Source organism: Gemmobacter aquarius (assembly GCF_003060865.1).
Taxonomy (GTDB): Bacteria; Pseudomonadota; Alphaproteobacteria; order Rhodobacterales; family Rhodobacteraceae; genus Paragemmobacter; species Paragemmobacter aquarius.
Genome location: NZ_CP028918.1, coordinates 2,264,508 through 2,288,401, shown reverse-complemented (window position 1 = coordinate 2,288,401; position 23,894 = coordinate 2,264,508). Strand labels below are relative to the sequence as shown.

The following is a 23,894-nucleotide window of genomic DNA, read 5'->3' as shown; positions in this document are numbered from 1 at the left end:
GGCTTTTGGCTTTCATGTTTCGGTTCGTGTCCCAAAGGGTAGCACGGAATCGGACGGGGCAAGGGGGGTATTTCGCCCCCTTGCCCCGCCTTGCCGGAATTTCGCCGAGTGCTTCAGCCGAAGACGCGCTTGAAGATCGTGTCGACGTGTTTGGTATGGTAGCCGAGGTCGAACTTCTCCTCGATTTCGGCGGGCGACAGGGCGGCTACGACTTCGGCGTCGGCCAGAAGCTCGGTCTTGAAGTCGGCGCCTTGCTCCCAGACCTTCATCGCGTTGCGCTGGACGAGTCGGTAGCTGTCCTCGCGGCTGACGCCGGCTTGGGTGAGTGCCAGAAGAACGCGCTGCGACATCACGAGGCCGCGGAATTTGTTCATGTTTTTGAGCATGTTTTCAGGATAGATCACCAGCTTTTCGACCACGCCCGCCAGACGGTGCAGGGCAAAGTCGAGGGTGATCGTGGTATCCGGCCCGATGGCGCGTTCGACCGAGGAATGCGAGATGTCGCGTTCGTGCCAGAGCGCCACGTTTTCCAGCGCGGGCACGACCGACATACGCACAAGGCGGGCGAGGCCCGTCAGGTTCTCGGTCAGCACGGGGTTGCGCTTATGCGGCATGGCAGAGCTGCCCTTTTGGCCGGGCGAGAAGAATTCCTCGGCTTCCAGCACCTCGGTGCGCTGCATGTGGCGGATTTCGATGGCGATGTTTTCGATGGACGAGGCGATGACGCCCAGCGTGGCGAAGAACATGGCGTGGCGGTCGCGCGGGATGACCTGTGTGCTGATCGGTTCTGGCGTCAAGCCGAGTTGGGCGCAGACGTGTTCTTCGACGCTCGGGTCGATGTTGGCGAAGGTGCCGACAGCGCCGCTGATCGCTCCGGTGGCGACCTCGGCGCGGGCGTTCAGCAGGCGCGCGCGGTTGCGGTGCATTTCGGCGTAGAAGCGGGCGAAGGTCAGGCCCATCGTGGTGGGTTCGGCATGGATGCCGTGGCTGCGGCCGATGCGGACGGTGTCCTTGTGCTCGAAGGCGCGGGTTTTCAGCGCGGCAAGCACGCGGTCGAGGCCGGCGAGGAGGAGGTCGCTGGCACGGACGAGCTGGACGTTGAAGGTGGTGTCGAGCACGTCGGACGAGGTCATGCCCTGATGGACGAAGCGGGCGGTATCGGCACCGATGATTTCCGACAGGTGGGTCAGGAAGGCGATGACGTCATGTTTGGTGACGGCTTCGATTTCGTCGATGCGGGCCACATCGAAGGTGGCGTCCTTGGCTTTCCAGACGGCGGCGGCGTTCGCGGCGGGGATCACGCCGATGGCAGCTTGGGCATCGCAGGCATGGGCCTCGATCTCGAACCAGATGCGGAATTTGGTTTCCGGCGACCAGAGGGCGACCATTTCGGGGCGGGAATAGCGGGGGATCATCGGGAGCGCCTTCCTAGACTGGGGTTGGCTGCGCCATAGACCGCAAAGGGCGTCAAGGCAAGGCGGGGCTGGCTTTCATGCTTGTCCAAATATCCTCGGGGGGAGTCGCGCCATGCGCGACGGGGGGCTGAAGGCCCCCCAATTTTCTTGCTTCAAGAAAATTACGCGGTTTTTGGCTTCAAAAACCGCTCAGCGCCACGTCGAAGGGGTATCTTGTCAGGTTCTCGTGGCCGGTTTCGGTGATCAGCACCTGATCCTCGATCTTGATCGAGAAATCGCCGCCTTCGGGGCTGACGAGGGCCTCGACACACAGGACCATGCCCGGCTGCAACGCCACGTCGAAGGCGCCTTCGACCCATGTGTCGGGGTAGGGAACGAAGGGCCATTCGTCGCAGAGGCCGACTCCGTGCATCTTGCAGGAGTATTTCTGTTTCCAGAAATTCGCGCCAAGCTGGTGGCCGCCGTGGGTGAGCTCCTTGATCGTCACGCCGGGCTTCAGCATCGCCATGTTGGTGTCCACATGGTCGCGGGCGTGGGACATGGCGTCGATCATATCCTGTCGGGGCGGCTTGTCGCCGACCCACCATGTGCGGCTGATGTCGATGCAGATGCCGTAGCAGCCGATCAGGTCGGTGTCGAAGGCAACGATTTCATTGTTGCCGATGATGCGGGGGCCACATTCCTGAAACCACGGGTTGGTGCGGGGGCCGGATGCGAGCAGTCGGGTTTCGATCCATTCGCCGCCGCGTTTGATGTTGCCCTTGTGCAGTTCGGCCCAGACATCGTCTTCGGACATGCCGCCATGCGGGATGCGGGTGCGGGCCTCGGCCTCCATTTCCGCGATTGCCGCTTCGCAGGCGTGGTGGGCGCAGCGCATGGCGAGGATTTCATCGGGGCCTTTGATGGCGCGGGTGCGTTCGGTGACTTCTTCGCCCTCCATCACCTCGAACCCCGTGCGTTCGAGTTCGCGAAGCCCGTGGATCATGATCTTGTCGACGGCGAGGCGGCGGTTGGTGCCAGCGTGGGCGCGCATCACCTCGTCTACCTGTGCGGCAAAAGAGCGGGCGTCGCGCTGCACGGCATCGCCGCAGACGTTGTAAAAGAACGACGCCCCGCTGCGGAGTTCTTTCACCAGTGGGTTGAAGGTGACGAGGAAGGGGGAATTCTTGTATTCCCACATGACCATATGGCCGTCGGCACAAAGAAGGCAGGCGCGGAACGGGTTGTGGCTGTTCCAGAGCTGCATGTTGGTGGTGTCGGTGGCGTAGCGGATGTTGAGCGGGTCGAACATCAGAAGGCCGCCGTAGCCGCGATCTGCGATTGCCTTGGTCAGGCGTTGCCAGCGGTAAAGGCGCATCGCGTCGAGGTTCGGGGGTTGCAGTCCTGCCGCCTGCCATTCGGCAAAGGCGGTCTGGGTGGGGCCGATTTCGACGCGGTCGTTGTCGTTGGGGGTGCCGTCACCAAGGGTTGCGCCGCGCGAGGGGTCGATCTTGCGGTGGTCGGCGTAATGCTGGTTCATGGCGGGCCTCCTGTTGGACCGAAGGGTCGGACAGGCGGCGCGGGGCGTCTGGCAGGTTCGCGACGCGCGATGTCGGCTTTGGCTTGCCCGAAGCGTGGTGTTCAGCGCAGAGGCCGGTCTTTCGCCGCGTCTTGCGGGGTGGCGTCAGATCAGGCCCATCAGGCTGTGGGCAAAAGGCAGTTGCGACAGGCCGAGAACGCTGCAGGTCAGCGCCATCATGCGGGCCGATGCGTTCACGTTGCCGCCTTTCAGGACGGAATAGGTCAGCATGGCTGCCCCCGCGGGCAGAAAGACGATCATCAGCGTCATGTCCATGGTCGAGGCGGCGAGACGCAGTTTGACGTTGCCTTTGGCCGGTTCATCGGGCTGAGCGGGATAAAGTGCGGCGCGCAGGCGCGACATTTCCGGGTTGGGGGCGCGCAGCGGGGTGGGTTGGGTATTGGCGGGGTCCATTGCCGGGGCAGCCTTGGCCTGTGCGGCGGCGCGGGCGCGTTCGGTCTTGGCGGCTTTGAGGGCGAGTGCCTTTTCGGCGAAGCTGACGGTGCGGAGGTCTTCGGTTTCGGGGAAGGCGCGCAGGACTTTCGTCGTTTCGGAGTGGACCTGGGTGGTCGCGGGCTTCTGGATCACCTCGAAATCGGGGAGGCGGTCGAAGAGGTCGTCTATCAGGTCGGCGGTGACGGGGCCGGTGACTTGATGCCACAGCATGCGTTCGGGCGCGAAACGGGCTTTCAGGCGCGAGGCGATCAGGTGGCAGAGGTCTTCGTGGCGGCGGCGATCCGAGGGATCGGCGGGACCACCCGGACCGGGGCCGACCGAGATCATCAGGCTTGCGGGGGCTGCGGCGGCGTCGGAACTGTAGCTGAGGGTGAACCTTGCGCCTTCGACGTCGAGAAGGACAAGATCGTCGCCATCCCATGTGATCATCCGCATGCCTGCGCCGGAACGCTGGAGCGCGCTGTCGAGTTCTTTTACCAGCAGCGGCAGGTTCAACGCGGGGTCGTGGTCGAACACGAACTGGGCGATGGTGCTTTCGGTGGTGGTGCCGGGCTGGGCCCGGTCTATCGGTCTTTCCTGCACGATGGTCATGGTTTGCCCTCGGTACACTGCGGTCACCTTTTTTAATAAAGGTTAATTGTGCCGAGATTCGGATCGATTTGTGGTTTTAAGAAATATTAGCGTGGCGTTTTGCCGGATTATTGCCGTTTTTGCAGAGCCGGGGTTTTGCAGCGTCGGGGGGAAGGTTGCTCGGGGCAGGGCTTGGCCGGCCGGACCTTTGGCGGTCCGGCCGTGGCGACGCGGGTCAGAGCAATTGTTCGAACCCGCTTTGCCAGATGCCGAGAACGGAGGCCACGACAGCTATGGCCTGTGCCGAAAGCCGGATATCGCTGCCGCGCAGGAGCGAATAGGTCGTGACGGCCGCGCCGACAGGAAAGGCCACCACGACGAGCGTGGCATTCATCGCATAGGCCGCAAGGCGCATCTGGGGCGAAAGCGGCGCGGTGGCTGGCTGGCCGTGGTCCGGTCCGTCGGCATAGAGTGCGAGGCGGACGCGGGCGAGGTGTGCGTGCAGGGGTTCCGGACAGTCCGGTGCGTCATTGGCGGAAATTGCGGCGGTTGTGTGAGGTTGGGCAGTTGCCGGCTCGCCGAACCAGAGCGACGGGTGCCATAAATTCGCTTCATCCGGCGAAAGGGTGCCTGACGCTGCGGCAAGGCGGTGGCGGGCGCGGCGGCGGCTTGCCACGACGCGCTGGTCGATACCGGCTTCGGCATCATTCGCGGCCGAAGGGTCGAAGACGTCGGCGAATATGTTGAGCGCCACAAGGGGCTGGCGCGGGTCAGGTGCTGCATCGTCGCGAGGGGGGCCGAGCCGCAGGGGGCGACGGGGAACGATGACGCGCATACGATTGCCGAGGTGCGGCGACGGCTCCCCGTCAGTGACTGGGGGAGAGAGTATGGGCGTTGCCGAGATCAGAGAGTCGAGCATGACTAAATTCCAACTCATTACGAACAAAGGTATTAATAGACTCGGGCTGAATTGCGGCAAAAAAAAGTCGGGATTCCCCTGTATTATAAGGCGTTTAGGGAAATATCGATTTCAATTGTTTCAATCTGCGCGGGTAATGACGCAATGAAAAAGGCCGCCCGAAGGCGGCCTTTTCCGGAAATTTCCCTGAAATATCAGCAGGAATAGTACATCTGGTATTCCACCGGATGGGGCGTGTGCTCGAAGGCGTAGACCTCTTCCCACTTGAGGGCAATGTAGGCCTCAAGTTGGCTTTTTTCGAACACGCCGCCTGCCAGCAGGAAGGCGTGGTCTTTTTCCAGCTCTTCCAGCGCCTCGCGGAGCGAGCCGCAGACGGTCGGGATTTCGGCCAGTTCTTCCGGCGGCAGATCGTAGAGATCCTTGTCCGAGGCGGGGCCGGGGTGGATCTTGTTCTTGATGCCGTCGAGGCCGGCCATCAGGAGCGCTGCGAAAGCCAGATAGGGGTTGGCTGCCGGATCGGGGAAGCGGGCTTCGACGCGCTTGGCTTTGGGCGATTCCGTCCACGGAATACGGACGCAGCCCGAGCGGTTGCGGGCGGAATAGGCGCGCAGCACCGGCGCTTCGAAGCCGGGGATCAGGCGCTTGTAGCTGTTGGTTGCCGGGTTGGTGATGGCGTTGAGCGCCTTGGCATGCTTGAGGATACCGCCGATGAAGTAGAGCGCTTCCATCGACAGGTCGGCATACTGGTCGCCTGCAAAGAGCGGCTTGCCGTCTTTCCAGATCGACATGTTCACGTGCATCCCGCTGCCGTTGTCGCCCTTGATGGGTTTCGGCATGAAGGTCACGGTCTTGCCATAGGCGGCCGCGACGTTGTGGATGACGTATTTGTATTTCTGGATGTTGTCGGCCTGTTCGACGAGACCGCCGAAGATCATGCCGAGTTCGTGCTGGCAGGTCGCCACTTCGTGGTGGTGCTTGTCGACCTTGATGCCCATGCGCTTCATGGTCGAGAGCATCTCGCCGCGCAGGTCCTGGGCTTCGTCGATCGGGTTGACCGGGAAGTAGCCGCCCTTGTAGCCGGCGCGATGGGCGAGGTTGCCGCCCTCGAACTTGCTGTCGGTGTTCCATGCCGCCGCTTCTGCGTCGATCTGGTAGGACACCTTGTTCGGCGAGACCTGATAGCGGACATCGTCGAAGATGAAGAATTCGGCTTCGGGGCCGAAATAGGCAGTGTCGCCGATGCCCGAGGATTTCAGGTAGGCTTCGGCCTTCAGCGCGATCTGGCGCGGGCAGCGGTCATAGGCTTCGCCGGTGTCGGGTTCGACCACGTTGCAATGGATGCACATGGTTTTTTCCGCATAGAACGGGTCGATGTAGACCGACGTGGCGTCGGGCATCAGCTTCATGTCCGACTGGTCGATCGACTTCCAGCCTGCGATGCTTGACCCGTCGAACATGAAGCCTTCTTCGAAGAAGTCTTCGTCGACGAGGTCGGCGATCAGCGTGACGTGCTGGAGTTTGCCTTTGGGGTCGGTGAAGCGGATGTCGACATATTCGACGTCCTCGTCCTTCATCAGTTTCAGAGCATTCGCTACTGCGCTCATCATGATGCCTTTCGGGTTGAGTGTTTCGGGACGGTCGGGCGCGATGCGCCTTTCCGGTGTATCAGACCGCGTCGTCGCCGGTTTCGCCGGTGCGGATGCGGATGGCTTGTTCGACAGAGGAGACGAAAATCTTGCCGTCACCGATCTTGTCGGTGCGTGCCGCTGCCACGATCGCCTCGATCGCGGCATCGACCATGTCATCAGTCAGGACGACCTCGATCTTCACCTTGGGTAGGAAGTCGACGACATATTCGGCGCCGCGGTAAAGCTCGGTATGGCCCTTTTGGCGGCCGAAGCCTTTGACTTCGGTCACGGAAAGGCCCTGGATGCCGGCTTCCTGAAGCGCTTCCTTCACCTCGTCGAGTTTGAAGGGTTTGATGATCGCTTCGATCTTCTTCATCGGCCGACTCCCCCGTGCTGTCTGCTGTTGTCGTCACACCACTTCTGCTAGGCAGGGACAACCGGACAGGGCGGCTTGCGGGGCGGTTCGGGGGTGGAAATCGGGTGAGCGCCTAAAATTTAAGCAAAGCGTTCAAGATTTGCGCTGTTTGAAAAGATACGGGGCGGAACGTGGCGAAGATTATCACTTCTGCACAAATGCGGGGCGTCGAAGCCGCTGCGATTGCAGCAGGCAAGGCCGATGGGCTGGCGCTGATGGAGCGGGCGGGGCGCGGGGTGGTCGAGGCCGTGCGGGCGCATTGGCCAGACTTGGCGTGGCCGTTCCGGGCAGTTGTGCTGTGCGGGCCGGGGAACAACGGGGGCGACGGTTACGTGATCGCGCGGGTGCTTCGCGAGGCGGGCTGTGCAGTGGAGGTTTACGCGCTTGCGCCCGCGGCGACGCCGGATGCAGCGGAAATGGCGGCGCGTTGGGGGGGCGGGGTCGCGGGATTCGGGGCGCTGGGCTGGGAGGCGATGCGGGCCACGGATGTGGTTTTCGATGCGGTCTTCGGGACGGGGCTGGCGCGGGATATCGCGCCGGGCGTCTGGGGGGCGCTGGTCATGGCACAGGAGGCGGGCGCGCGGCTGGTGGCCGTCGACATGCTAAGCGGGCTGGATGCGGACACAGGTGCTGTGCGGGCGGCGGGCGGGTTCGTCGACCATCCGGCCGGGCTGACGGTGACGTTTCAGGCCGAGAAGTTGGGGCATCATCTGGCTGCGGGGGGTGAATTGTCGGGGCCGGTGGTGGTGGTGGACATCGGGCTTGGCGCAGAATTGGAAGTGGTAGACGGGGCGGTCGAGGCGGCGGAAATCTCGGTCGAGCGGTTGCGTAAGGGCGGGGGGCACAAGTTCGATCACGGGCATGCGTTGGTGCTGGCGGGTGGAGCGGGGCGCGGTGGTGCGGCGCGGCTGGCGGCATATGGGGCGCTGCGGGTCGGGGCGGGGCTGGTGACAGTGGGCTGCCCTGCCGAGGCGCTGGGCGAGAATGCCGCGCGGCTGGATGCGGTGATGCTGCGGGTGATCGAGGATGGGGTGGCCTTGCGCGAGGCATTGGTGGACCGGAGGATTCGCGCGCTGTGCATGGGGCCGGGTTTGGGGGTCGAGCGGGCTGCCGGGATGCTGGGGGCGGTGGGTGGGGACCACCCACCCTACGCGGTGCTGGATGCGGATGCGCTGACGGCCTTGACCACGGTGCCGTTTCCTGCGGCCCTGCGGGGGCGGGCGGTGCTGACGCCGCATAGCGGAGAGTTTGCACGGGTCTGGCCCGATCTGGCGGGTGTCGCGTCAAAGGTCGAGGCGGTACGTGCGGCGGCGGCGCGGGTGGGGGCAGTGGTGCTGCTGAAAGGTGCGGATACTCTGGTCGCGCACCCTGACGGGCGGTGTGTGCTGCATTCGGCGCGGGGGGCTATGGCTGCGCCATGGCTGGCGACGGCGGGGTCGGGGGATGTGCTGGCGGGGATCATCACCGGCCTTCTGGCTCGGGGCTGGTCACCGTTCGAGGCGGCAGAGACGGGGGCGTGGCTGCATGCGGCGGCCGCGCGGCGGTTCGGGGCAGGGCTGATCGCCGAGGATTTGCCGGAGGCTTTGCCGGGGGTGTTTCGGGATCTGGGGCTTTAGGCGGCGAATTCTGACGCAGAATTCGCGGCGGAATTTGACGCAAATTCCGGTGTCTGGCGGTCCGGTCGGGGTCCGTTTCCTGCGTCAGGAAACGGCGCGAAATCTGCGCCAGATTTCGCTCTGATTTTCCTCTCGCATCCCTTGGCGGGCTTTGCTAGAACGGCGCGGAATTTTCAGGGCGTTTGGCGTCCGGCCCCCAGATCGAGTGGTGGGGCAGGGCGGCATCGCTTTGGGCAATTTGCGGGTGTGGCGAAACTGGTAGACGCACCAGATTTAGGTTCTGGCGCCGCAAGGCGTGGGGGTTCAAGTCCCTCCACCCGCACCAGTGGTTGAACATGAAGGACGAAGCAATGCAGGTCACCGAGACCCTGAACGAAGGTCTGAAGCGCAGCTACACCATCACGGTGACGGCCGCCGAACTGGACGCCAAGGTTCAGGAAAAGCTGGTCGAGGCGCAGCCCGAGATCGAGATGAAGGGTTTCCGCAAGGGCAAGGTGCCGCTCGCGATCCTGAAAAAGCAGTTCGGTCAGCGCATGATCGGCGATGCTATGCAGGACGCCATCGACGGCGCGATGAAAGAGCATTTCGACAAGTCCGGCGACCGCCCCGCGCTGCAGCCGGAAGTGAAGATGGTCGATGGCGAGACCTGGGCCGAGGGCAAGGATGTCGTGGTCGAGATGACCTACGAGGCATTGCCGCCGATTCCGGAAGTCGACGCGACCAAGATCGCGATCGACCGTCTGGTCGTGAAGGCGTCGGACGGCGATGTCGAGGAAGCGCTGAAGAACCTTGCCGGAACCGCGCAGTCGTTCGACGACCGCAAGAAGGGGTCCAAGGCCAAGGACGGCGATCAGGTGACGATCGACTTCAAAGGCTCGGTCGACGGTGTGCCGTTCGAGGGCGGCACGGCGGATGACTATGCGCTGGTGCTGGGGTCGAAGTCGTTCATCCCCGGGTTCGAGGACCAGCTGGTCGGCGCCAAGGTCGGCGACGAGGTTTCGGTCAACGTGACCTTCCCCGAGGCCTACGGCGCCGCGCATCTGGCGGGCAAGGCTGCGGTTTTCGCCTGCACGATCAAGGCGGTCAAGGAGCCGAAGGCTGCAGAGATCGACGACGAGCTGGCCAAGAAGTTCGGCGCCGAGGATCTGGCTGCGCTCAAGGGCCAGATTTCGGAACGTCTGGAAGCCGAATACAATGGTGCGTCGCGTGCCGTGCTGAAGCGGGCGCTGCTCGACCAGCTTGACGGTCTGGTCAAGTTCGACCTGCCGGCCAAACTGGTGGATGCCGAGGCCGCGCAGATCGCGCACCAGCTGTGGCATGAAGAGCATCCCGAAGAGCACGGACACAACCACGCAAATATCGAGCCGACCGACGAGCACAAGTCGCTCGCCGAGCGTCGCGTGCGTCTGGGCCTGCTGCTTGCCGAGGTTGGCCGCAAGGCCGAGGTTACCGTGACCGACGCCGAGATGACCCAAGCCGTGCTGGCGCAGGCCCGCAACTATCCGGGACAGGAGCGCGCCTATTTCGACTTCGTCCAGAAGAACCCGCAGGTGCAGCAGCAGCTGCGCGCGCCGATCTTCGAGGACAAGGTCGTTGATCACATCGTCGCGGGTGCATCGGTGACCGACAAGGAGGTCAGCAAGGAAGACCTCCAGAAGGCCATCGAAGCGCTTGACGAGCTGTGAGACCGGGGGCCGGAGGGAAACCTCCGGCCCTTTTCCTGTCGGTAGGGCAAGTTTTGGCGAGTGACGGTTCGGTTGTTCGAACCAAGGTAAGTGAGACCGTGTGATGGTTTTCGGTTTTCGACGGGCGCAAGCCGCCCACGCGCCCGCGCTAGAGCGTCAGCCGGACGAGGGGCCCGAGAAATTCATCTTTACCGGTAAGCCTGCGTCATCGGGTCGGCCTGTTCCGTTTGCGCCGAAGGGCGATGCGCTTCCGGTGTTCTTTTTGCACATACCGCGCACGTCCGGTGGAACCGTGATGCGCTATATGGCGCGCCTGTGGGGCGATCAGGCGGTGATCGAACGGGCCGAGGCCTTGCTGCCGACGCTTTTGTCGCGGCGGGCCGAGACGCAGGTTGCGGATGTCGTGGCCGGGCATGTGCCATTGGTGCGGTGGGAGTTCTTTACCGGTTCGGCAGCTTACCGGAGGGTGACGGTGCTGCGCGACCCATGGGCGCGGCTGGTATCGCAAATAAACTGGATCGGGCGGTTTCATGATGGGGAGCCGTTTCCGGACGGTCCTGAAACAGCCTCGTTGAAAACCATGGCGGCGGCTGTGGCACGCACGGATTTCGCATCGCGGGGCAGTCTGGATCGGCTGGTGCGGCTGTGGTCTCCGGTCGAGGGCGGGTTTGACAATTTGCAGGTGCGGATGCTGCTGACCGGATCGATGGCGTCGATGGTCAAGCTTTTGACGCCGCGCGATGTGGACCGCGCGGTGCAGAACCTCGAATCCTTCTCGGTCGTGGGGTTCTGCGAGGATCAGGCTGCGCTGCAGCGCAAGCTTGGCGGGTTGGCGGGGATCAAGGCGGGGCCGATCGTCGCCTTTGAAAACGCGGGCAAGCCGAGCGTGCTTTCCGTGCGGAACGAGATGGCGCGCGAAGTGCTGGAGCCGTGGTATATTCTGGACGCCGAGTTGTATCAGCGGGCGAAATCCATCGTGGCGCGTCAGCCGGGCTGAGCTTTGGCGGTCTGCTCGCGCCACAGGACGTAAAGACCCGCCCCGATGATGATGGCGATGCCGCCCCATGCGGTGGCATCGGGCCATTGCTGCCAGAAGGCCCAGCCGTAGATGACCGACCACAGGAGGCCGGTGTATTCGAAGGGCGTCACCACGCTGGCTTCGGCGATGCGGTAGGCTTGCGTCAGAAGCGTCAGGCCAGCGGCAGCGATGATGCCGCAGGACATCATCAGCAAGGCGTCGAAGGCGGTGGGCATGGCCCAGCCACGCAGCAGGAAGGCGAGCGAGGGGTGCGCCTGATCGCCATAGGCGCCGGTGCCGAGGATTGCCGACATGACGAGGGCTGCTGCGAGGAAGACCGCGTTGCCCCAGAAGGCGAGGGCGGCGGCGCTTTCGGTTACGCCAAGGCGGCGGGCCGAGATCATGGACAGAGCATAGGCAAAGCCCGAGAGCACGGGCAGGAGGGCGGCCCATTCGAAGACCGCGCCTGTCGGGCGGACCATGATGACCACTCCGACGAAGCCTGCGAGAAGTGCAAGCCAGCGGCGGGGACCGACATGCTCTTTCAGGATCAGGACCGAGAGCAGGGTGATGAACAGCGGCGCCGAAAAGTAGAGCGCAACGGTGGTCGCCATCGGCAGGGCGGGGAGCGCGATGTAATAGGCGGTATAGGCAAGGAACATGATGCCGCCGCGCCTGATCATCGCGCCGGTGCCGGGGGTGAAGAGCGATTTTAGCCCCGCCTCGTAATGGACGAGGGCGAGGAGGAAGGGGATGGCGGTGAGGCTGCGAAGGACCATGGCCTGATGCAGCGGGTAGTCGCCGGACAGGAGTTTCAGGATGAGGTCCTGTACCGAAAAGACGGCCACGCCCGCCACGAGGAAGGCGACGCCCTTGGCGCTGTCGCGCCGGAGGGGTGGGGAGAGGGCAGTCATGGCGGCCTCGCTTTGCTTTGCGGTCAGGCTAGCGGGGATGCGGCGGCAGGCTGAGACGGTGGCGACATCGGGTGTCGGTCCGTGGCAAGGGTGCAAGATGGGGGAGCGGCAATTTCCATTAAAGAAAATTGTCAAAATCCCTGGAAGGATTTTGCGCTTTGCCGGGCGGCGGTCGATATGAAAAAGCCGCGCGAATTGCTTCGCGCGGCTTTCGATGTTGGCCTGACGGCGGTGACGATCAGAAATCGTCGCCGGCAGCCGAACCCATGTCGTCGAAGAGTTCCGCGATCTCGAAATCGGCGGCGGCTTCGGCTTCGGCGGCGAGCGCCTGGATCGACTTGCCCGAGGCTTGCAGTTCGGCTTCTTCGACCGAGCGGGCCACGTTCAGCGTGACCTTGATGGTCACTTCGGGGTGCAGCACGACCGAGACGGTGTGCAGGCCGAGATCCTTGATCGGGCGGTCGAGGACCACCTGGGCACGGTTCACGGTGAAGCCTGCTTCGGTCGCAGCTTCGGCGGCGTCACGGGTGGTGACGGAGCCGTAGAGCGCACCGGCATCGGAAGCGGAACGAATCACCACGAAGGTCTGACCGTCGAGCTTGGCGCCCACCGATTCAGCTTCTTTCTTGGTTTCAAGGTTCGTGACTTCCAGCTGGGCTTTCTTGGCTTCGAACGATTTGATGTTTCCATCATTCGCGCGGAGCGCCTTGCCCTGCGGGAGCAGGAAGTTGCGGGCGTAGCCGTCCTTGACGTTGACGACTTCGCCCATCTGGCCGAGCTTGGCCACGCGCTGGAGGAGGATGACTTGCATGTGGGTCTCTCCTTACTTCACAGCGTAGGGCAGCAGGGCGAGGAAGCGGGCGCGTTTGATGGCTTGCGCCAGTTCACGCTGCTTCTTTGCCGAGACTGCGGTGATGCGGGACGGAACGATCTTGCCGCGCTCGGACACGTAGCGCTGCAGAAGGCGGACGTCCTTGTAGTCGATCGCAGGCGCGTTGTCGCCCGAGAAGGGGCAGACCTTGCGGCGGCGGAAAAACGGTTTGTTGGCCATGGTTTATCCTTTCCTACCGATCAACGACGAAAGCCGCCGGGGCGTTCGCCACGGTCGCCGCCACGATCACCACCGGGACGGTCGCCCGAGGGGCGGTCGCCGCGGTCGGGACGGTCGCCGAAGCTGCGCTCGCGACGTTCGCCACCGCCGAAACCACCCTCGGGGCGGTCACCGCGTTCACGGTCGTCACGCTTTTGCATCTGCACCGACGGGCTTTCGCCATGAACGTCGACCTTGATGGTCAGGACGCGCATCACGTCGTCATGCAGGCGCATCAGGCGCTCCATTTCCTGAACGGCCGACGCGGGCGCGTCCGACTTCAGGAAGGCATAGTGGCCCTTGCGGTTCTTGTTGATCTTGTAGGCCATCGTCTTGACGCCCCAGTACTCGTGTTCGACGACTTTGCCGCCGTTATCCGAGAGGACGGTCGAGAAATGTTCGATGAGGCCTTCGGCTTGCGTGTTGGACAGGTCCTGACGCGCAATGAAAACATGCTCGTAAAGCGGCATGTATGCTCCAGTTCATGTAGGCGCATTTCATAGGACGGGCATTTTGCCTTGCCGCCGCCCGTCCACGAGAGGCTGCGCCGGTTCGTGGTGATACGACAAGGATGCGGCCTTATACAGAAAGGCGGCGGGGATGCAAGCGCGGGGGTTTGCGGGGCGTCAGCGGGCCGATGCGGGGAGGCCGAAGATGCGGTCGAAGGCCCATGTGAAGATGTAGGTGTAGAGGAGGAACGCTGCGATCAGTGCTGCCTCGTAGACGAGGGCGGTCAGAAGCGGGACGGCGAACCACCATGCGGTGAGGGGAAGGAGGGCCAGCACCAGCCCCGCCTCGAACAGGAGGGCATGCGAGATGCGGCGGGCGAGGCTGCGGCCACGGACGGGTTGGCGCGCCTCCCAGCGTTCGAAGAGGGCGTTGAAGATCAGGTTCCATGTCATCGCCACGGTCGAGGCGAGGACCGAGAAGGCGAAGGAGGAGGGGGCCGAGGTTTTGGCCATGGCGAGGAGGAGAAGCGTCGAAAGAACGATGCCACCCGCCTCGAAGCAGGTGGCATAGAGGATTCGGCGCAGGGTCGGGCGGTCATGCAGGGCCATGCGAATGAGCTAGGCCGAGAGCGGCTTTGGTGCAACCTGTTCAGGCGCGGTAGGCCAGACGCAAGCCCCCCCAGTGGCGGCCATGCACCACGATGGGGGCCGAGACGTCCTTCATCATAGCGAATGCGCCGCCCCCCATGTCGCGCCGGTAGGCTTGTAGCAGGAAGGGCTGGGTGTGGCGTCCTGCGGCGAGGCCGACCCTGTCATCAAAGACGCGCCGGTTGCGGCAATTGGCAAGGTTCCAGACCGGATCGTGCGGACGCGGCGGGTGCGAAAACTTGCGGTTGTGGGTCGGAAGGTATCCGTTCACATCGACGGCGGCGCAAAAGACCACATCGGAGGATAGCGCGAGCACCGGTTCGATCAGCGGCGGAAGCACACGGTCGGTTAGCGCGGTCGCATAGGCAACGAACTGTTGCGGATCGGTATTTGGGACCGGCGTCAACGTGCGGTCGAAAAGCGCCGCAGCCGAAACGCGCCCGGCGGCGATTTCTGCCTCGAAGGCTTTCGCGACCTCGGCTGCGACGGATTGCACGGTGCGGATATAGGGGCTGTCGACGGTTTCGACGCCGAGGCGGGCACAGGCGCCGACCAGCCTTTCCCCTGCTGGAATGAGCGAGGCGATCCTGTCGCGGGCGCCGCGGAGGCTTTCGGATGTCGCATCCAGGTCTTGGGCGAAGCCGTTAAAGCCGCCTTCGGCATTCCGGATGGCCGAGTTCGAGACGGCGACCGTTTGCAATATACTGTCCTGCTCGCGGGCGACGCTTTCGATGGCCGATTCGATCCGGGCCATGACGCTGGTCAGACTGCCGGTTTCGCGGCGGACCTTGCCGGCCTGATCGACCGCATCCGATCCGAGAAGGGACATGCTGCCGATCTGGCCTGCGAGAAGGTCTAGCGTGCGGTCGATCTCTTGCGTGGCTTCGGCGGTACGGGCCGAGAGGCGTTTTACCTCTTGGGCAACGATCATGAAGCCGCGACCCGCGGCGCCTGCGCGTGCGGCTTCGATCGAGGCGTTGAGCGAGAGGAGGTTGGTCATGCGGGCAATGGAATAGATATCGGCGGCGACGCGTCTGACCTGTGTGAGCGCATCTGTCAGGCCAGCCGAACGGGTGCCGAATTCGGCAACGGAGTCGGTCAGGCCCGTGACCTCGTTTATGGCAGAGGCGATCTGGCCCTGGCCCTCGCGCATCGTGAGGCGCACGCTGTCGGTGGCGCCGGTCACTTCGGTGACGGCTGCGAGCACCGCGCCATTGCCATTGGCGATGATCGCCACCTGTCCGATCATCTCGCCCATCGTCAGGGTCTGGCGGGTCAGGCTGGAATTGATGTCTTCGATATGGCCCGCCGCATTGGCAAGGTCGACGACAAGGGTTCCGGTATCTGCGGCGATGTCACGGATGGCATCGCGTGCCGGGTCACCGGCTTCGGCGGGGGGCTTACGTGGTGATAGGGACGCTTGCATATGCACAACCTGAACAGCGGACATCGTTGAACCGGATAGTACGGACGCAGATGCCGCTCGCTGTAGGGGGAGAGCAGAAGAAATCTGGCTGGAACGCGTCTTTGCCACAGGGGACCGGGGACCGCTGTGCAACGAAAGCGGCCTTTGCGTTGCACAGCGGGTCGCGGCAGGGTAATCGGGCCTGAACGAAGGAAAGGGACAGATATGAGCCGCGCATTCGTATTTCCGGGACAGGGTGCACAGACCATCGGCATGGGGCGGGCCTTGGCCGAGGCCTATCCGGCGGCGAGGGCGGTGTTCGACGAGGTGGATGACGCGCTGGGCGAGAAGTTGTCGGCGCTGATCTGGGAAGGCGGGATCGAGGCGCTGACCTTGACGCAGAACGCGCAGCCGGCGTTGATGGCGACCTCGATGGCGGCGGTGCGGGCGCTGGAGGCCGAGGGGATCACGGTTGCGTCGCATGCGGCCTTTGTCGCGGGGCATTCATTGGGCGAGTATTCGGCGCTTTGTGCGGCTGGCGCTTTGGGGTTGGCCGATACGGCGCGGCTTTTGCGGATTCGCGGGATTGCGATGCAAGAGGCGGTTCCGGTGGGCATAGGGGCCATGGCGGCGCTGCTGGGGCTGGATTTCGCGGCGGCGTCCGAAGTTGCGGCCGAGGCGGCGCAGGGCGAGGTATGTCAGGCGGCGAATGACAATGACCCTGCACAGGTTGTGGTGTCGGGGCATCGCGGGGCGGTGGAGCGGGCTTTGGAGATCGCCAAGGCCAAGGGCGCCAAGCGGGCACTGCTGTTGCCGGTGAGCGCGCCGTTCCATTGCGCGCTGATGCAGCCTGCGGCGCATCGCATGGCCGAGGCGCTTGCCGGGGTGGTCGTGAACAAGCCGGTGGTGCCGGTTGTCGTGAATGTGCGGGCCGAGGCGGTGACCGAGCCGGACCGCATCCGCGACCTGCTGGTCGCGCAGGTGACGGGATCGGTGCGCTGGCGCGAATCCGTGTTGTGGATGGAGGGCGCGGGTGTGACCGAGTTCTGGGAGATCGGCGCGGGCAAGGCCTTGTCGGGCATGGTCAAGCGCATCGCAAAAGAGGCGGTGACGCGGGCGGTGGGCACGCCGGAAGATGTGGTCGCCGCCAAGGGGTGACGATTTTTCTGCGAAAAATCAGGCTCGATCCTGCCGCGGAGGGGCTGCAGAACCGCCGGGAGGGTTTTCCACCCTCCCGGACCCTCCCGAGCCAGGACCCTCCCGAGGATGTTTCAGACAATGGAAGGCTGGGCAAGGGGAAGGCTGGGCAAGGGGAAGGCGGGGAGCGGGGAAGGCGGCGAGCGGGTTTGCCGCCCCTGTGAGGTGCCGGGGCGAGGGCATGCAGGCGGCAAGACCGTGCCTTTGGGCCGGATTGGTCGAAGCGGTGGTCTTGCGGGGCGAGGGCTGCTAGGAAAGCGGGCAAATCTGCTGTGGAGGCTTTGCTGATGTTCGATCTGACGGGAAAAACGGCGCTGGTGACGGGGGCTTCGGGCGGGATCGGGGCCGAGATCGCGCGGGCGCTGCACGCGGCGGGGGCGACGGTCGGGCTTTCGGGGACGCGGGTCGAGCCTCTTGAGGCATTGGCTGCCGAACTGGGCGGGCGGGCGCATGTGCTGCCCTGCAACCTGTCGGTGGCCGAAGAGGTCGAAGGGCTGGTCAAGCGGGCGGCCGAGGCGATGGGGTCGGTCGATGTGCTGGTGAACAATGCGGGCATCACGCGCGACGGGTTGGCGATGCGGATGTCGGACGAAGATTGGCAATCGGTGATCGATGTCAACCTGACCAGCACCTTTCGGCTGTGCCGCGCGGCGATCCGGGGCATGATGAAGGCGCGTTGGGGTCGGATCGTGAACATCTCGTCGGTCGTGGGGACCACCGGAAACGGCGGGCAGGTGAACTATGCTGCGAGCAAGGCAGGCATGGTGGGGCTGTCGAAATCGCTGGCGGCGGAAGTGGCGAGCCGTGGCATCACGGTGAACTGCGTGGCGCCGGGGTTCATCACCACCGCGATGACGGACAAGCTGAACGAGGCGCAGAAGGCGGGTATTCTGGGCGCGGTTCCGGCCGGACGCATGGGCGAGCCTGCCGAGATCGCGGCGGCGGTGCTTTACCTCGCCTCGCCCGAGGCGGGTTACGTGACCGGAGCCACGTTGCATGTGAATGGCGGGATGGCCATGGTGTGACACCGCCTTGCGCGGTGTAGTTGAAAGCGTTTGCCTTGACGCCACTCCCTTGCTATAGCCGCCGCGAACCGGCTGGGAGCGAACCTTGCCGTCCCGTGTTCAACGGGGACTAAGACGAATATCGGGACATTTCCCCGCAACGGAAAAAGAGGAAGAGACCATGAGCGACATCGCTGCACGCGTGAAGAAGATCGTCGTCGAACATCTTGGCGTCGAAGAGGACAAGGTGACGGAGAACGCTTCGTTCATCGATGATCTGGGCGCGGATAGCCTCGACACGGTCGAGCTGGTCATGGCGTTCGAGGAAGAGTTCGGGATCGAGATCCCGGATGATGCCGCCGAAACCATCCAGACCTTCGGCGACGCGGTGAAGTTCATCTCGGAAGCCGCCTGATCCTTTAGCGGATCGGCTGGAATAGCGAAGGGCGTCCCTGCGGGGGCGCCTTTTTGCGTTTGGCGCTGTGCATTTTTCAGGCGACAGGCTGCTTTTTTCTGGCGACAGGCGGGGCGGTTCGCGTGACTGTGCAGAGGACAGCACGGGAGGCGGCGATGGCGACTTTGGCGGCGATGTTCGGGGCAGGGCGGGTGGCGACCTTTTTGGGACTGCCGCGTTGCGACGATCTGGGGGCGGTCGAGGCCAAGGTGGTGATTTTTGGGGCTGCGGGGTGCACTCCCTATTCTTCGGTCGGGTTCTACTGTGCGGGTGGACCCGAGGCGATACGGGCGGCAGGGGCGGCCTATGGCGCGAACCTGACCCATGTGGATTTCGATCTGGGCGGGCCGATGCTGCCCGAGGGGGTGCGTGCGGTCGATGCGGGCGACCTGCCGGTTGTCGAGCGCGATGCCGAGGGGAACCGCGCCTTGATCGCGGCGGCGGTCGAAAGGATCGTGGCGCGGGGGGCGGTGCCGGTGCTGCTGGGCGGGGATGATTCCGTGCCGATTCCGATGGTGCAGGCTTTGGCGGCGAGCGGGCGCAAGCTGACGGTGTTGCAGATCGACGCGCATATCGACTGGCGCGACGAGGTCGAGGGCGAGCGGTGGGGGCTTTCGTCGACCATGCGGCGGGCATCCGAGATGGCGCATGTGGAGCGGATCATTCAGGTGGGGCAGCGGGGGATCGGGTCGGCGCGGGTGTCCGATCTGCGCGATGCGACGGAATGGGGCGTGGAGTTCGTGCCTGCAGGCGAGGTGGCGCGGGCCGGGGTGTGGCGGGCGGTCGATCTTATCCCCGAGGGCGCGGATGTGGTGATCTGTCTGGATGTCGACGCGCTGGACCCTGCGGTGATGCCTGCCGTGATCGGGCGGACTGCGGGGGGGCTGAGCTACTGGCAGGTGATGGAACTGGTGGGAGCGGTTGCCGAGAAGGCGCGGATCGTGGGCTTCGACATGGTCGAGTTCATGCCCGAGCGGGACATCGACGGGCTGGGGGCGATGGTGGCAGCGCAGCTGCTGGTGGGCGTCGTGGGGGTGATCGCGCGGCAGGGCTAGGCGGGTTCGCGGGGGCCAGTGTTGCGTGGGGCAAAGGGGCCGTGTATCACCCGTGACGGAACGCCACTTGCCGGGAGAGACGGAATGCGTCGTGTAGTCGTAACGGGTCTGGGAATGGTGACGCCGCTGGCCTGCGGGGTCGAGGAAACCTGGAGCCGCCTGATTGCGGGGCAGTCCGGGGCGGGGCCGATCACGCGGTTCGATGCGAGCAATGTGGTGACGCAATATGCTTGCGAGATTCCCTATGGGGATGGCAGCGACGGCACGTTCAATCCCGATGACTGGATGGAGCCGAAGGACCGCCGCAAGGTGGATGATTTCATCCTGTATGGCATGGCCGCTGCGGTTCAGGCCGTGCGCGATGCAGGATGGGATGCGCCGGACGAAGAAGGCAAGTTGCGGACCGGCGTGATGATCGGGTCGGGGATCGGGGGGTTGACCTCGATTGCGGAAACCGCCGTGCTGATCAAGGAAAAGGGGCCCAAGCGGGTTTCGCCCTTCTTCATTCCGGGCGCGCTGATCAATCTGATTTCGGGGCAGGTTTCCATCCGCTTCGGGTTCAAGGGGCCGAACCATGCGGTTGTGACTGCCTGTTCGACGGGGGCGCATGCCATTGGCGATGCAGCGCGGTTGATCCAGTGGGGCGATGCGGATGTGATGATCGCGGGCGGGGCGGAAAGCCCGATCTCGGAAATCGGGATCGCGGGGTTCAACGCGTGCAAGGCGCTGTCGACAAAGCGCGGCGACGATCCGGCAAAGGCGAGCCGCCCCTATGACGCCGACCGTGACGGATTCGTCATGGGCGAGGGCGCGGGCGTGGTGGTGCTGGAGGAATACGAGCATGCCAAGGCGCGGGGTGCCAAGATCTACGCCGAGGTGCTGGGTTACGGGCTTTCGGGCGATGCCTATCACATCACCGCCCCGTCCGAGGATGGCGACGGGGGCTACCGGTCCATGGCGGCTGCGTTGAAGCGGGCGGGGTTGACGCCTGCAGATGTGGATTACATCAACGCGCATGGCACGAGCACGATGGCCGATACCATCGAGTTGGGCGCGGTCGAGCGGCTGATGGGCGATGCGGCGGCGGCGGCGACGATGTCGTCGACCAAGTCGAGCATAGGGCATTTGCTGGGGGCTGCGGGCGCGGTCGAGGCGATTTTCTGCGTGCTGGCGATCCGTGACGGGGTGGCGCCGCCGACGATCAACCTCGATAATCCGGCGGTGACGCCGAAGCTGGACCTGGCAGCCAACAAGGCGGTGAAGCGCAAGATCGATGTGGCGCTGTCGAATTCGTTCGGGTTTGGCGGGACCAATGCTTCGTTGGTGCTGGGGCGGGTGACCGGCTGATGTGGAAATCGATCGCCTCGAATGCGCTGACGCTGTTCATCGTGGTACTGGTCGTGGCGGCTGGCCTGCTGGCATGGGGGCGCGAGCAGTTCACGGGGCCGGGGCCTTTGGCCGAGGCGATCTGTTTCCGTGTCGAGAAGGGGGATTCGCTTTCGGCTGTCAGCCGTGCGCTGGAGGAGCGGCGGGCGGTTTCGGATGCGCGCATTTTCCGCATCGGTGCCGAGTATTCCGGCAAGGCGGACGGGTTGAAATTCGGCTCTTATCTGGTCGGTGCGAAGGCCTCGATGGAGCAGGTCTTGGCCGATCTGACGGCGGGCGGGCAATCGACCTGCGGGCGCGAGGTGAATTTCCGGATCAGCGTGGCCAAGGCCGAGGTGGTGTTGCGCGAGTTGGATGCAGCGACGAACCGCTATGTCGAGGTGGTCAAGTTCGATCCGGCGGCCGAGGCGTCGCCGTCGGCCTATATCGATGTGACCGAGGCGGATGATATCCGCTGGCGGGTCACGCTGGCCGAGGGGGTGACGAGCTGGCAGGTGGTCGATGCGCTCAAGCGGGCCGATTTCCTGAGCGGCGAAGTGGCGGCGGTGCCGCCAGAGGGGTCGCTTGCGCCCGACAGCTATGAAGTGGAGCGCGGGGCGGACCGTGCGGCGCTGCTGGCCGAGATGGCGACGCGGCAGGCGGCGACGATGGCCGAGCTGTGGGCGACGCGGGCCGAGGGGCTGCCCTATGACACGCCGGAAGAGGCGCTGATCATGGCGTCTATCGTCGAAAAAGAGACGGGGATCGCCGAGGAGCGCAAGCGCGTAGCGTCGGTCTTCATCAACCGGCTCGAGCAGGGGATGCGGTTGCAGACCGACCCGACGGTGATTTACGGCGTGACCAAGGGCGAGGGCGTGCTGGGGCGCGGCCTGCGGCAGAGCGAGTTGCGCCGCGAGACGCCCTATAACACCTATGTCATCGACGGGCTGCCGCCGACGCCGATTGCCAATCCGGGGCGGTTGTCGATCGAGGCCGCGCTGAACCCCGACAAGACGGATGATCTTTACTTTGTCGCTGATGGATCGGGCGGGCATGCCTTTGCCAAGACCTTGGCCGAACATAATGAAAACGTTGCCAAATGGCGCGAGATCGAGGCCAAGGCAGGCGCGGCAGAGGCGGGCGGAGTGCAGGACTGATTGACGAAAGGTTAAGGGGGCGTGCGCTAAGGCTTTGATCTTGCTGCGATTTTATCTTGACCAAGCGCACGGTCCGATGTAGAGATTGTGACATGCTGATAGAGGTGGGCAAGCGGCCCGGGGAAACCCGGTGCCGCTTTTCCGTTTTCGGCAGCAGGGGTCTGGAGACACGAGACAATATGGCCAGAGGCGCGGGGGAAGACGCGCCGGAGGCGCTGGTCGGGACGACCGGACGGTTTTTCGAGGTGGCCGCTGCACGGATGGCGACGGCGATTGACCGGCTTGAGACGGGGAGTGCTGCCGAGGTTCGGGCAGCGCAGAAAGCGATCCGGGAGCTGCGTCTGGCGCTCTGGATGCTGGTGGATGAGAGGACACGGGTTGAGAGGCTTCGCAACAAGATCGCCGGACTCGTCGGTGACGGGGACAGTGGAAGCGGCGGTGAACGCAGGCTCGAGCTCGACGCCGCGCGGGATGAGATCGGGCGCAGGCTGGCTGGCCTTAGAGCCGCAGGAGACGGTTGACGCCTTTGTTGCCGGGTTGAGCGAGGGGGCGCTGCTGGCGCTGCCGTGGATTTTCGAGTTCTGGGCCTTGCCGCACCAGTTGCCACCTGAGGGGGCGTGGCGGACATGGATCATCATGGGCGGGCGCGGGGCGGGCAAGACGCGGGCCGGTGCCGAATGGGTGCGCGCGATGGTAGAGGGGTCGGGGCCGACGGATACGGGGCGGGCCAAGCGGGTGGCGCTGGTGGGCGAGACGGTCGATCAGGTGCGCGAGGTGATGGTATTTGGTGAAAGCGGGATCATCGCCTGTTCGCCGCCTGATCGCAGGCCGGTCTGGGAGGCGTCGCGGCGGCGATTGGTCTGGCCGAACGGGGCGGTGGCGCAGGTGATGTCGGCGCATGATCCCGAGGGGCTGCGGGGACCGCAGTTCGACGCGGCATGGGCGGATGAGTTGGCCAAATGGCCCAAGGCGCGCGAGACATGGGACATGCTGCAATTCGCGTTGCGGCTGGGGCCTTCTCCGCAGGCGGTGGTGACGACGACGCCGCGCAATGTGGGGGTGCTGAAGGCGATCCTGAAGAACCCGTCGACGGTGATGACCCATGCGCCGACCGAGGCCAATCGGGCGCATCTGGCGGCGAGTTTCCTTGCCGAGGTGCAGGCCCGTTATGGCGGGACGCGGCAGGGGGCCGAGGAATTGCAGGGGCTGCTGGTCGAGGATGCCGAGGGCGCGTTGTGGAACTGGGCGCAGGTCGAGGCGTGCCGCATCGACGAGGCGCGGGATTTGACGCGGATCGTGGTGGCGGTCGACCCGCCGGCTTCGACCGGGGCAGGGGCGGATGAATGCGGGATCGTCGTCGTGGGGGCAAAGATGGACGGGCCGCCGCAGGAGTGGCGGGCGGTGGTGCTGGAAGATGCGAGCGTGCAGGGCAAGGGGGCTGCCGACTGGGCGGCGCGGGCGGTCGATGCGTTCCGCAGGCACGGGGCCGACAGGATCGTGGCCGAGGTGAACATGGGCGGTGACATGGTGCAGGCGGTGGTGCGTCAGGTCGACCCGATGGTGCCGTTCCGGGCGGTGCGGGCGACGCGGGGCAAGGTGCTGCGGGCCGAGCCCGTGGCGGCGCTATACGAGCAGGGGCGGGTGAGCCATCTGGCAGGGCTGGCAGCGCTGGAGGAGCAGATGGTGCAGATGACGCTGGGCGGCTATCTGGGCAAGGGATCGCCTGACCGCGTGGATGCGCTGGTCTGGGCGCTGACCGATCTGATGATCGACGGGGCGGCGGGCTGGCGCAGGCCGCAGGTCAGGACGCTGTGACGTAGCAGGAATTTCGGCGGGCTTTTGCCCCGCAGCCCTTGGCTGCGGGGTGCGGAGCCGT

At 64.6% G+C, this 23,894-nt stretch carries 23 protein-coding genes and 1 tRNA gene; 12 read left to right on the top strand and 12 right to left on the bottom strand.

Going from position 1 to position 23,894, the window contains the following annotated elements; translation table 11 throughout:
- Positions 1 to 113: 113 nt before the first annotated feature.
- The 6 genes from purB to HYN69_RS11045 form a co-directional block, all read right to left on the bottom strand.
- Complete coding sequence (gene purB / locus HYN69_RS11070) at positions 114 to 1,415, bottom strand: adenylosuccinate lyase (RefSeq protein WP_108435785.1); 1,302 nt, start codon at positions 1,413 to 1,415, stop codon at positions 114 to 116.
- Between the two features lie 178 nt (positions 1,416 to 1,593).
- Entirely contained in the window at positions 1,594 to 2,934 is a 1,341-nt protein-coding gene (gene dddP / locus HYN69_RS11065) for a dimethylsulfonioproprionate lyase DddP (protein WP_108435784.1), read from the bottom strand.
- Positions 2,935 to 3,078: 144 nt separating this feature from the next.
- A complete protein-coding gene (locus tag HYN69_RS11060) occupies positions 3,079 to 4,020 on the bottom strand; it encodes a hypothetical protein (protein WP_108435783.1) in 942 nt (313 codons plus the stop codon).
- Positions 4,021 to 4,234: 214 nt separating this feature from the next.
- The gene (locus tag HYN69_RS11055) at positions 4,235 to 4,834 is read right to left on the bottom strand and encodes a hypothetical protein (RefSeq protein WP_108435782.1); all 600 of its coding nucleotides are present in this window, start codon (positions 4,832 to 4,834) and stop codon (positions 4,235 to 4,237) included.
- A 278-nt stretch (positions 4,835 to 5,112) separates the two neighbouring features.
- Positions 5,113 to 6,522: a type I glutamate--ammonia ligase gene (gene glnA, locus HYN69_RS11050; RefSeq protein ID WP_108435781.1), complete on the bottom strand. Its 1,410-nt coding sequence runs from the start codon at positions 6,520 to 6,522 to the stop codon at positions 5,113 to 5,115.
- A 61-nt stretch (positions 6,523 to 6,583) separates the two neighbouring features.
- Positions 6,584 to 6,922 (bottom strand): P-II family nitrogen regulator, encoded by a 339-nt coding sequence (locus HYN69_RS11045; RefSeq protein WP_108435780.1) that lies wholly within the window; start codon positions 6,920 to 6,922, stop codon positions 6,584 to 6,586.
- 170 nt (positions 6,923 to 7,092) lie between these two features.
- Between HYN69_RS11045 and HYN69_RS11040 the strand changes: the two genes are divergently transcribed.
- The 4 genes from HYN69_RS11040 (at position 7,093) to HYN69_RS11025 (ending at position 11,259) form a co-directional block, all read left to right on the top strand.
- On the top strand, positions 7,093 to 8,577 hold the full coding sequence (locus HYN69_RS11040; RefSeq protein WP_329608580.1) for an NAD(P)H-hydrate dehydratase: 1,485 nt from the start codon (positions 7,093 to 7,095) through the stop codon (positions 8,575 to 8,577).
- Positions 8,578 to 8,817: 240 nt separating this feature from the next.
- Positions 8,818 to 8,902 (top strand) — tRNA-Leu (locus HYN69_RS11035).
- A 25-nt stretch (positions 8,903 to 8,927) separates the two neighbouring features.
- Positions 8,928 to 10,262 (top strand): trigger factor, encoded by a 1,335-nt coding sequence (gene tig, locus HYN69_RS11030; protein ID WP_108435779.1) that lies wholly within the window; start codon positions 8,928 to 8,930, stop codon positions 10,260 to 10,262.
- A 103-nt stretch (positions 10,263 to 10,365) separates the two neighbouring features.
- Positions 10,366 to 11,259, top strand: a complete 894-nt coding sequence (locus tag HYN69_RS11025) for a sulfotransferase family 2 domain-containing protein (protein ID WP_108435778.1) — start codon at positions 10,366 to 10,368, stop codon at positions 11,257 to 11,259.
- Here the strand turns inward: HYN69_RS11025 and HYN69_RS11020 are convergent.
- The 6 genes from HYN69_RS11020 to HYN69_RS10995 all read right to left on the bottom strand — a co-directional run bounded on the left by HYN69_RS11020 (position 11,247) and on the right by HYN69_RS10995 (position 15,831).
- Positions 11,247 to 12,194, bottom strand: a complete 948-nt coding sequence (locus HYN69_RS11020; protein WP_108435777.1) for a DMT family transporter — start codon at positions 12,192 to 12,194, stop codon at positions 11,247 to 11,249. The two genes, HYN69_RS11025 and HYN69_RS11020, sit on opposite strands and share 13 nt — an antisense overlap.
- Positions 12,195 to 12,432: 238 nt before the next feature.
- Positions 12,433 to 13,005: a 50S ribosomal protein L9 gene (gene rplI / locus HYN69_RS11015; RefSeq protein ID WP_108435776.1), complete on the bottom strand. Its 573-nt coding sequence runs from the start codon at positions 13,003 to 13,005 to the stop codon at positions 12,433 to 12,435.
- 12 nt (positions 13,006 to 13,017) lie between these two features.
- Positions 13,018 to 13,245, bottom strand: a complete 228-nt coding sequence (gene rpsR / locus HYN69_RS11010) for a 30S ribosomal protein S18 (protein WP_108435775.1) — start codon at positions 13,243 to 13,245, stop codon at positions 13,018 to 13,020.
- A gap of 20 nt (positions 13,246 to 13,265) precedes the next feature.
- Positions 13,266 to 13,754, bottom strand: coding sequence for a 30S ribosomal protein S6 (rpsF, locus tag HYN69_RS11005; protein ID WP_108435774.1), 489 nt, complete (start codon positions 13,752 to 13,754; stop codon positions 13,266 to 13,268).
- A 156-nt stretch (positions 13,755 to 13,910) separates the two neighbouring features.
- Complete coding sequence (locus HYN69_RS11000) at positions 13,911 to 14,342, bottom strand: PACE efflux transporter (RefSeq protein WP_108435773.1); 432 nt, start codon at positions 14,340 to 14,342, stop codon at positions 13,911 to 13,913.
- A 40-nt stretch (positions 14,343 to 14,382) separates the two neighbouring features.
- Positions 14,383 to 15,831, bottom strand: coding sequence for a methyl-accepting chemotaxis protein (locus tag HYN69_RS10995; protein ID WP_108435772.1), 1,449 nt, complete (start codon positions 15,829 to 15,831; stop codon positions 14,383 to 14,385).
- A gap of 180 nt (positions 15,832 to 16,011) precedes the next feature.
- Here HYN69_RS10995 and fabD point away from each other — a divergent pair, with 180 nt between their 5' ends.
- The 8 genes from fabD to HYN69_RS10955 all read left to right on the top strand — a co-directional run bounded on the left by fabD (position 16,012) and on the right by HYN69_RS10955 (position 23,833).
- A complete protein-coding gene (gene fabD / locus HYN69_RS10990; protein WP_108435771.1) occupies positions 16,012 to 16,944 on the top strand; it encodes an ACP S-malonyltransferase in 933 nt (310 codons plus the stop codon).
- 326 nt (positions 16,945 to 17,270) lie between these two features.
- Positions 17,271 to 18,008 carry a 3-oxoacyl-[acyl-carrier-protein] reductase gene (fabG, locus tag HYN69_RS10985; RefSeq protein WP_108437165.1) on the top strand — a complete coding sequence of 246 codons (738 nt, stop codon included), beginning with the start codon at positions 17,271 to 17,273 and terminating at the stop codon, positions 18,006 to 18,008.
- A 160-nt stretch (positions 18,009 to 18,168) separates the two neighbouring features.
- Positions 18,169 to 18,402 (top strand): acyl carrier protein, encoded by a 234-nt coding sequence (locus tag HYN69_RS10980; protein WP_023666215.1) that lies wholly within the window; start codon positions 18,169 to 18,171, stop codon positions 18,400 to 18,402.
- A 155-nt stretch (positions 18,403 to 18,557) separates the two neighbouring features.
- On the top strand, positions 18,558 to 19,496 hold the full coding sequence (locus tag HYN69_RS10975; protein ID WP_108435770.1) for an arginase family protein: 939 nt from the start codon (positions 18,558 to 18,560) through the stop codon (positions 19,494 to 19,496).
- 84 nt (positions 19,497 to 19,580) lie between these two features.
- Positions 19,581 to 20,843: a beta-ketoacyl-ACP synthase II gene (gene fabF, locus HYN69_RS10970; protein WP_108435769.1), complete on the top strand. Its 1,263-nt coding sequence runs from the start codon at positions 19,581 to 19,583 to the stop codon at positions 20,841 to 20,843.
- A complete protein-coding gene (gene mltG / locus HYN69_RS10965; RefSeq protein ID WP_108435768.1) occupies positions 20,843 to 22,018 on the top strand; it encodes an endolytic transglycosylase MltG in 1,176 nt (391 codons plus the stop codon). Before fabF ends, mltG begins: the two co-directional genes overlap by 1 nt.
- 92 nt (positions 22,019 to 22,110) lie before the next feature.
- Complete coding sequence (locus HYN69_RS10960) at positions 22,111 to 22,539, top strand: hypothetical protein (protein WP_108435767.1); 429 nt, start codon at positions 22,111 to 22,113, stop codon at positions 22,537 to 22,539.
- Positions 22,490 to 23,833: a DNA-packaging protein gene (locus tag HYN69_RS10955; protein ID WP_108435766.1), complete on the top strand. Its 1,344-nt coding sequence runs from the start codon at positions 22,490 to 22,492 to the stop codon at positions 23,831 to 23,833. The genes HYN69_RS10960 and HYN69_RS10955 overlap by 50 nt, the downstream gene beginning before the upstream one ends.
- The last annotated feature ends 61 nt before the right edge of the window (positions 23,834 to 23,894 follow it).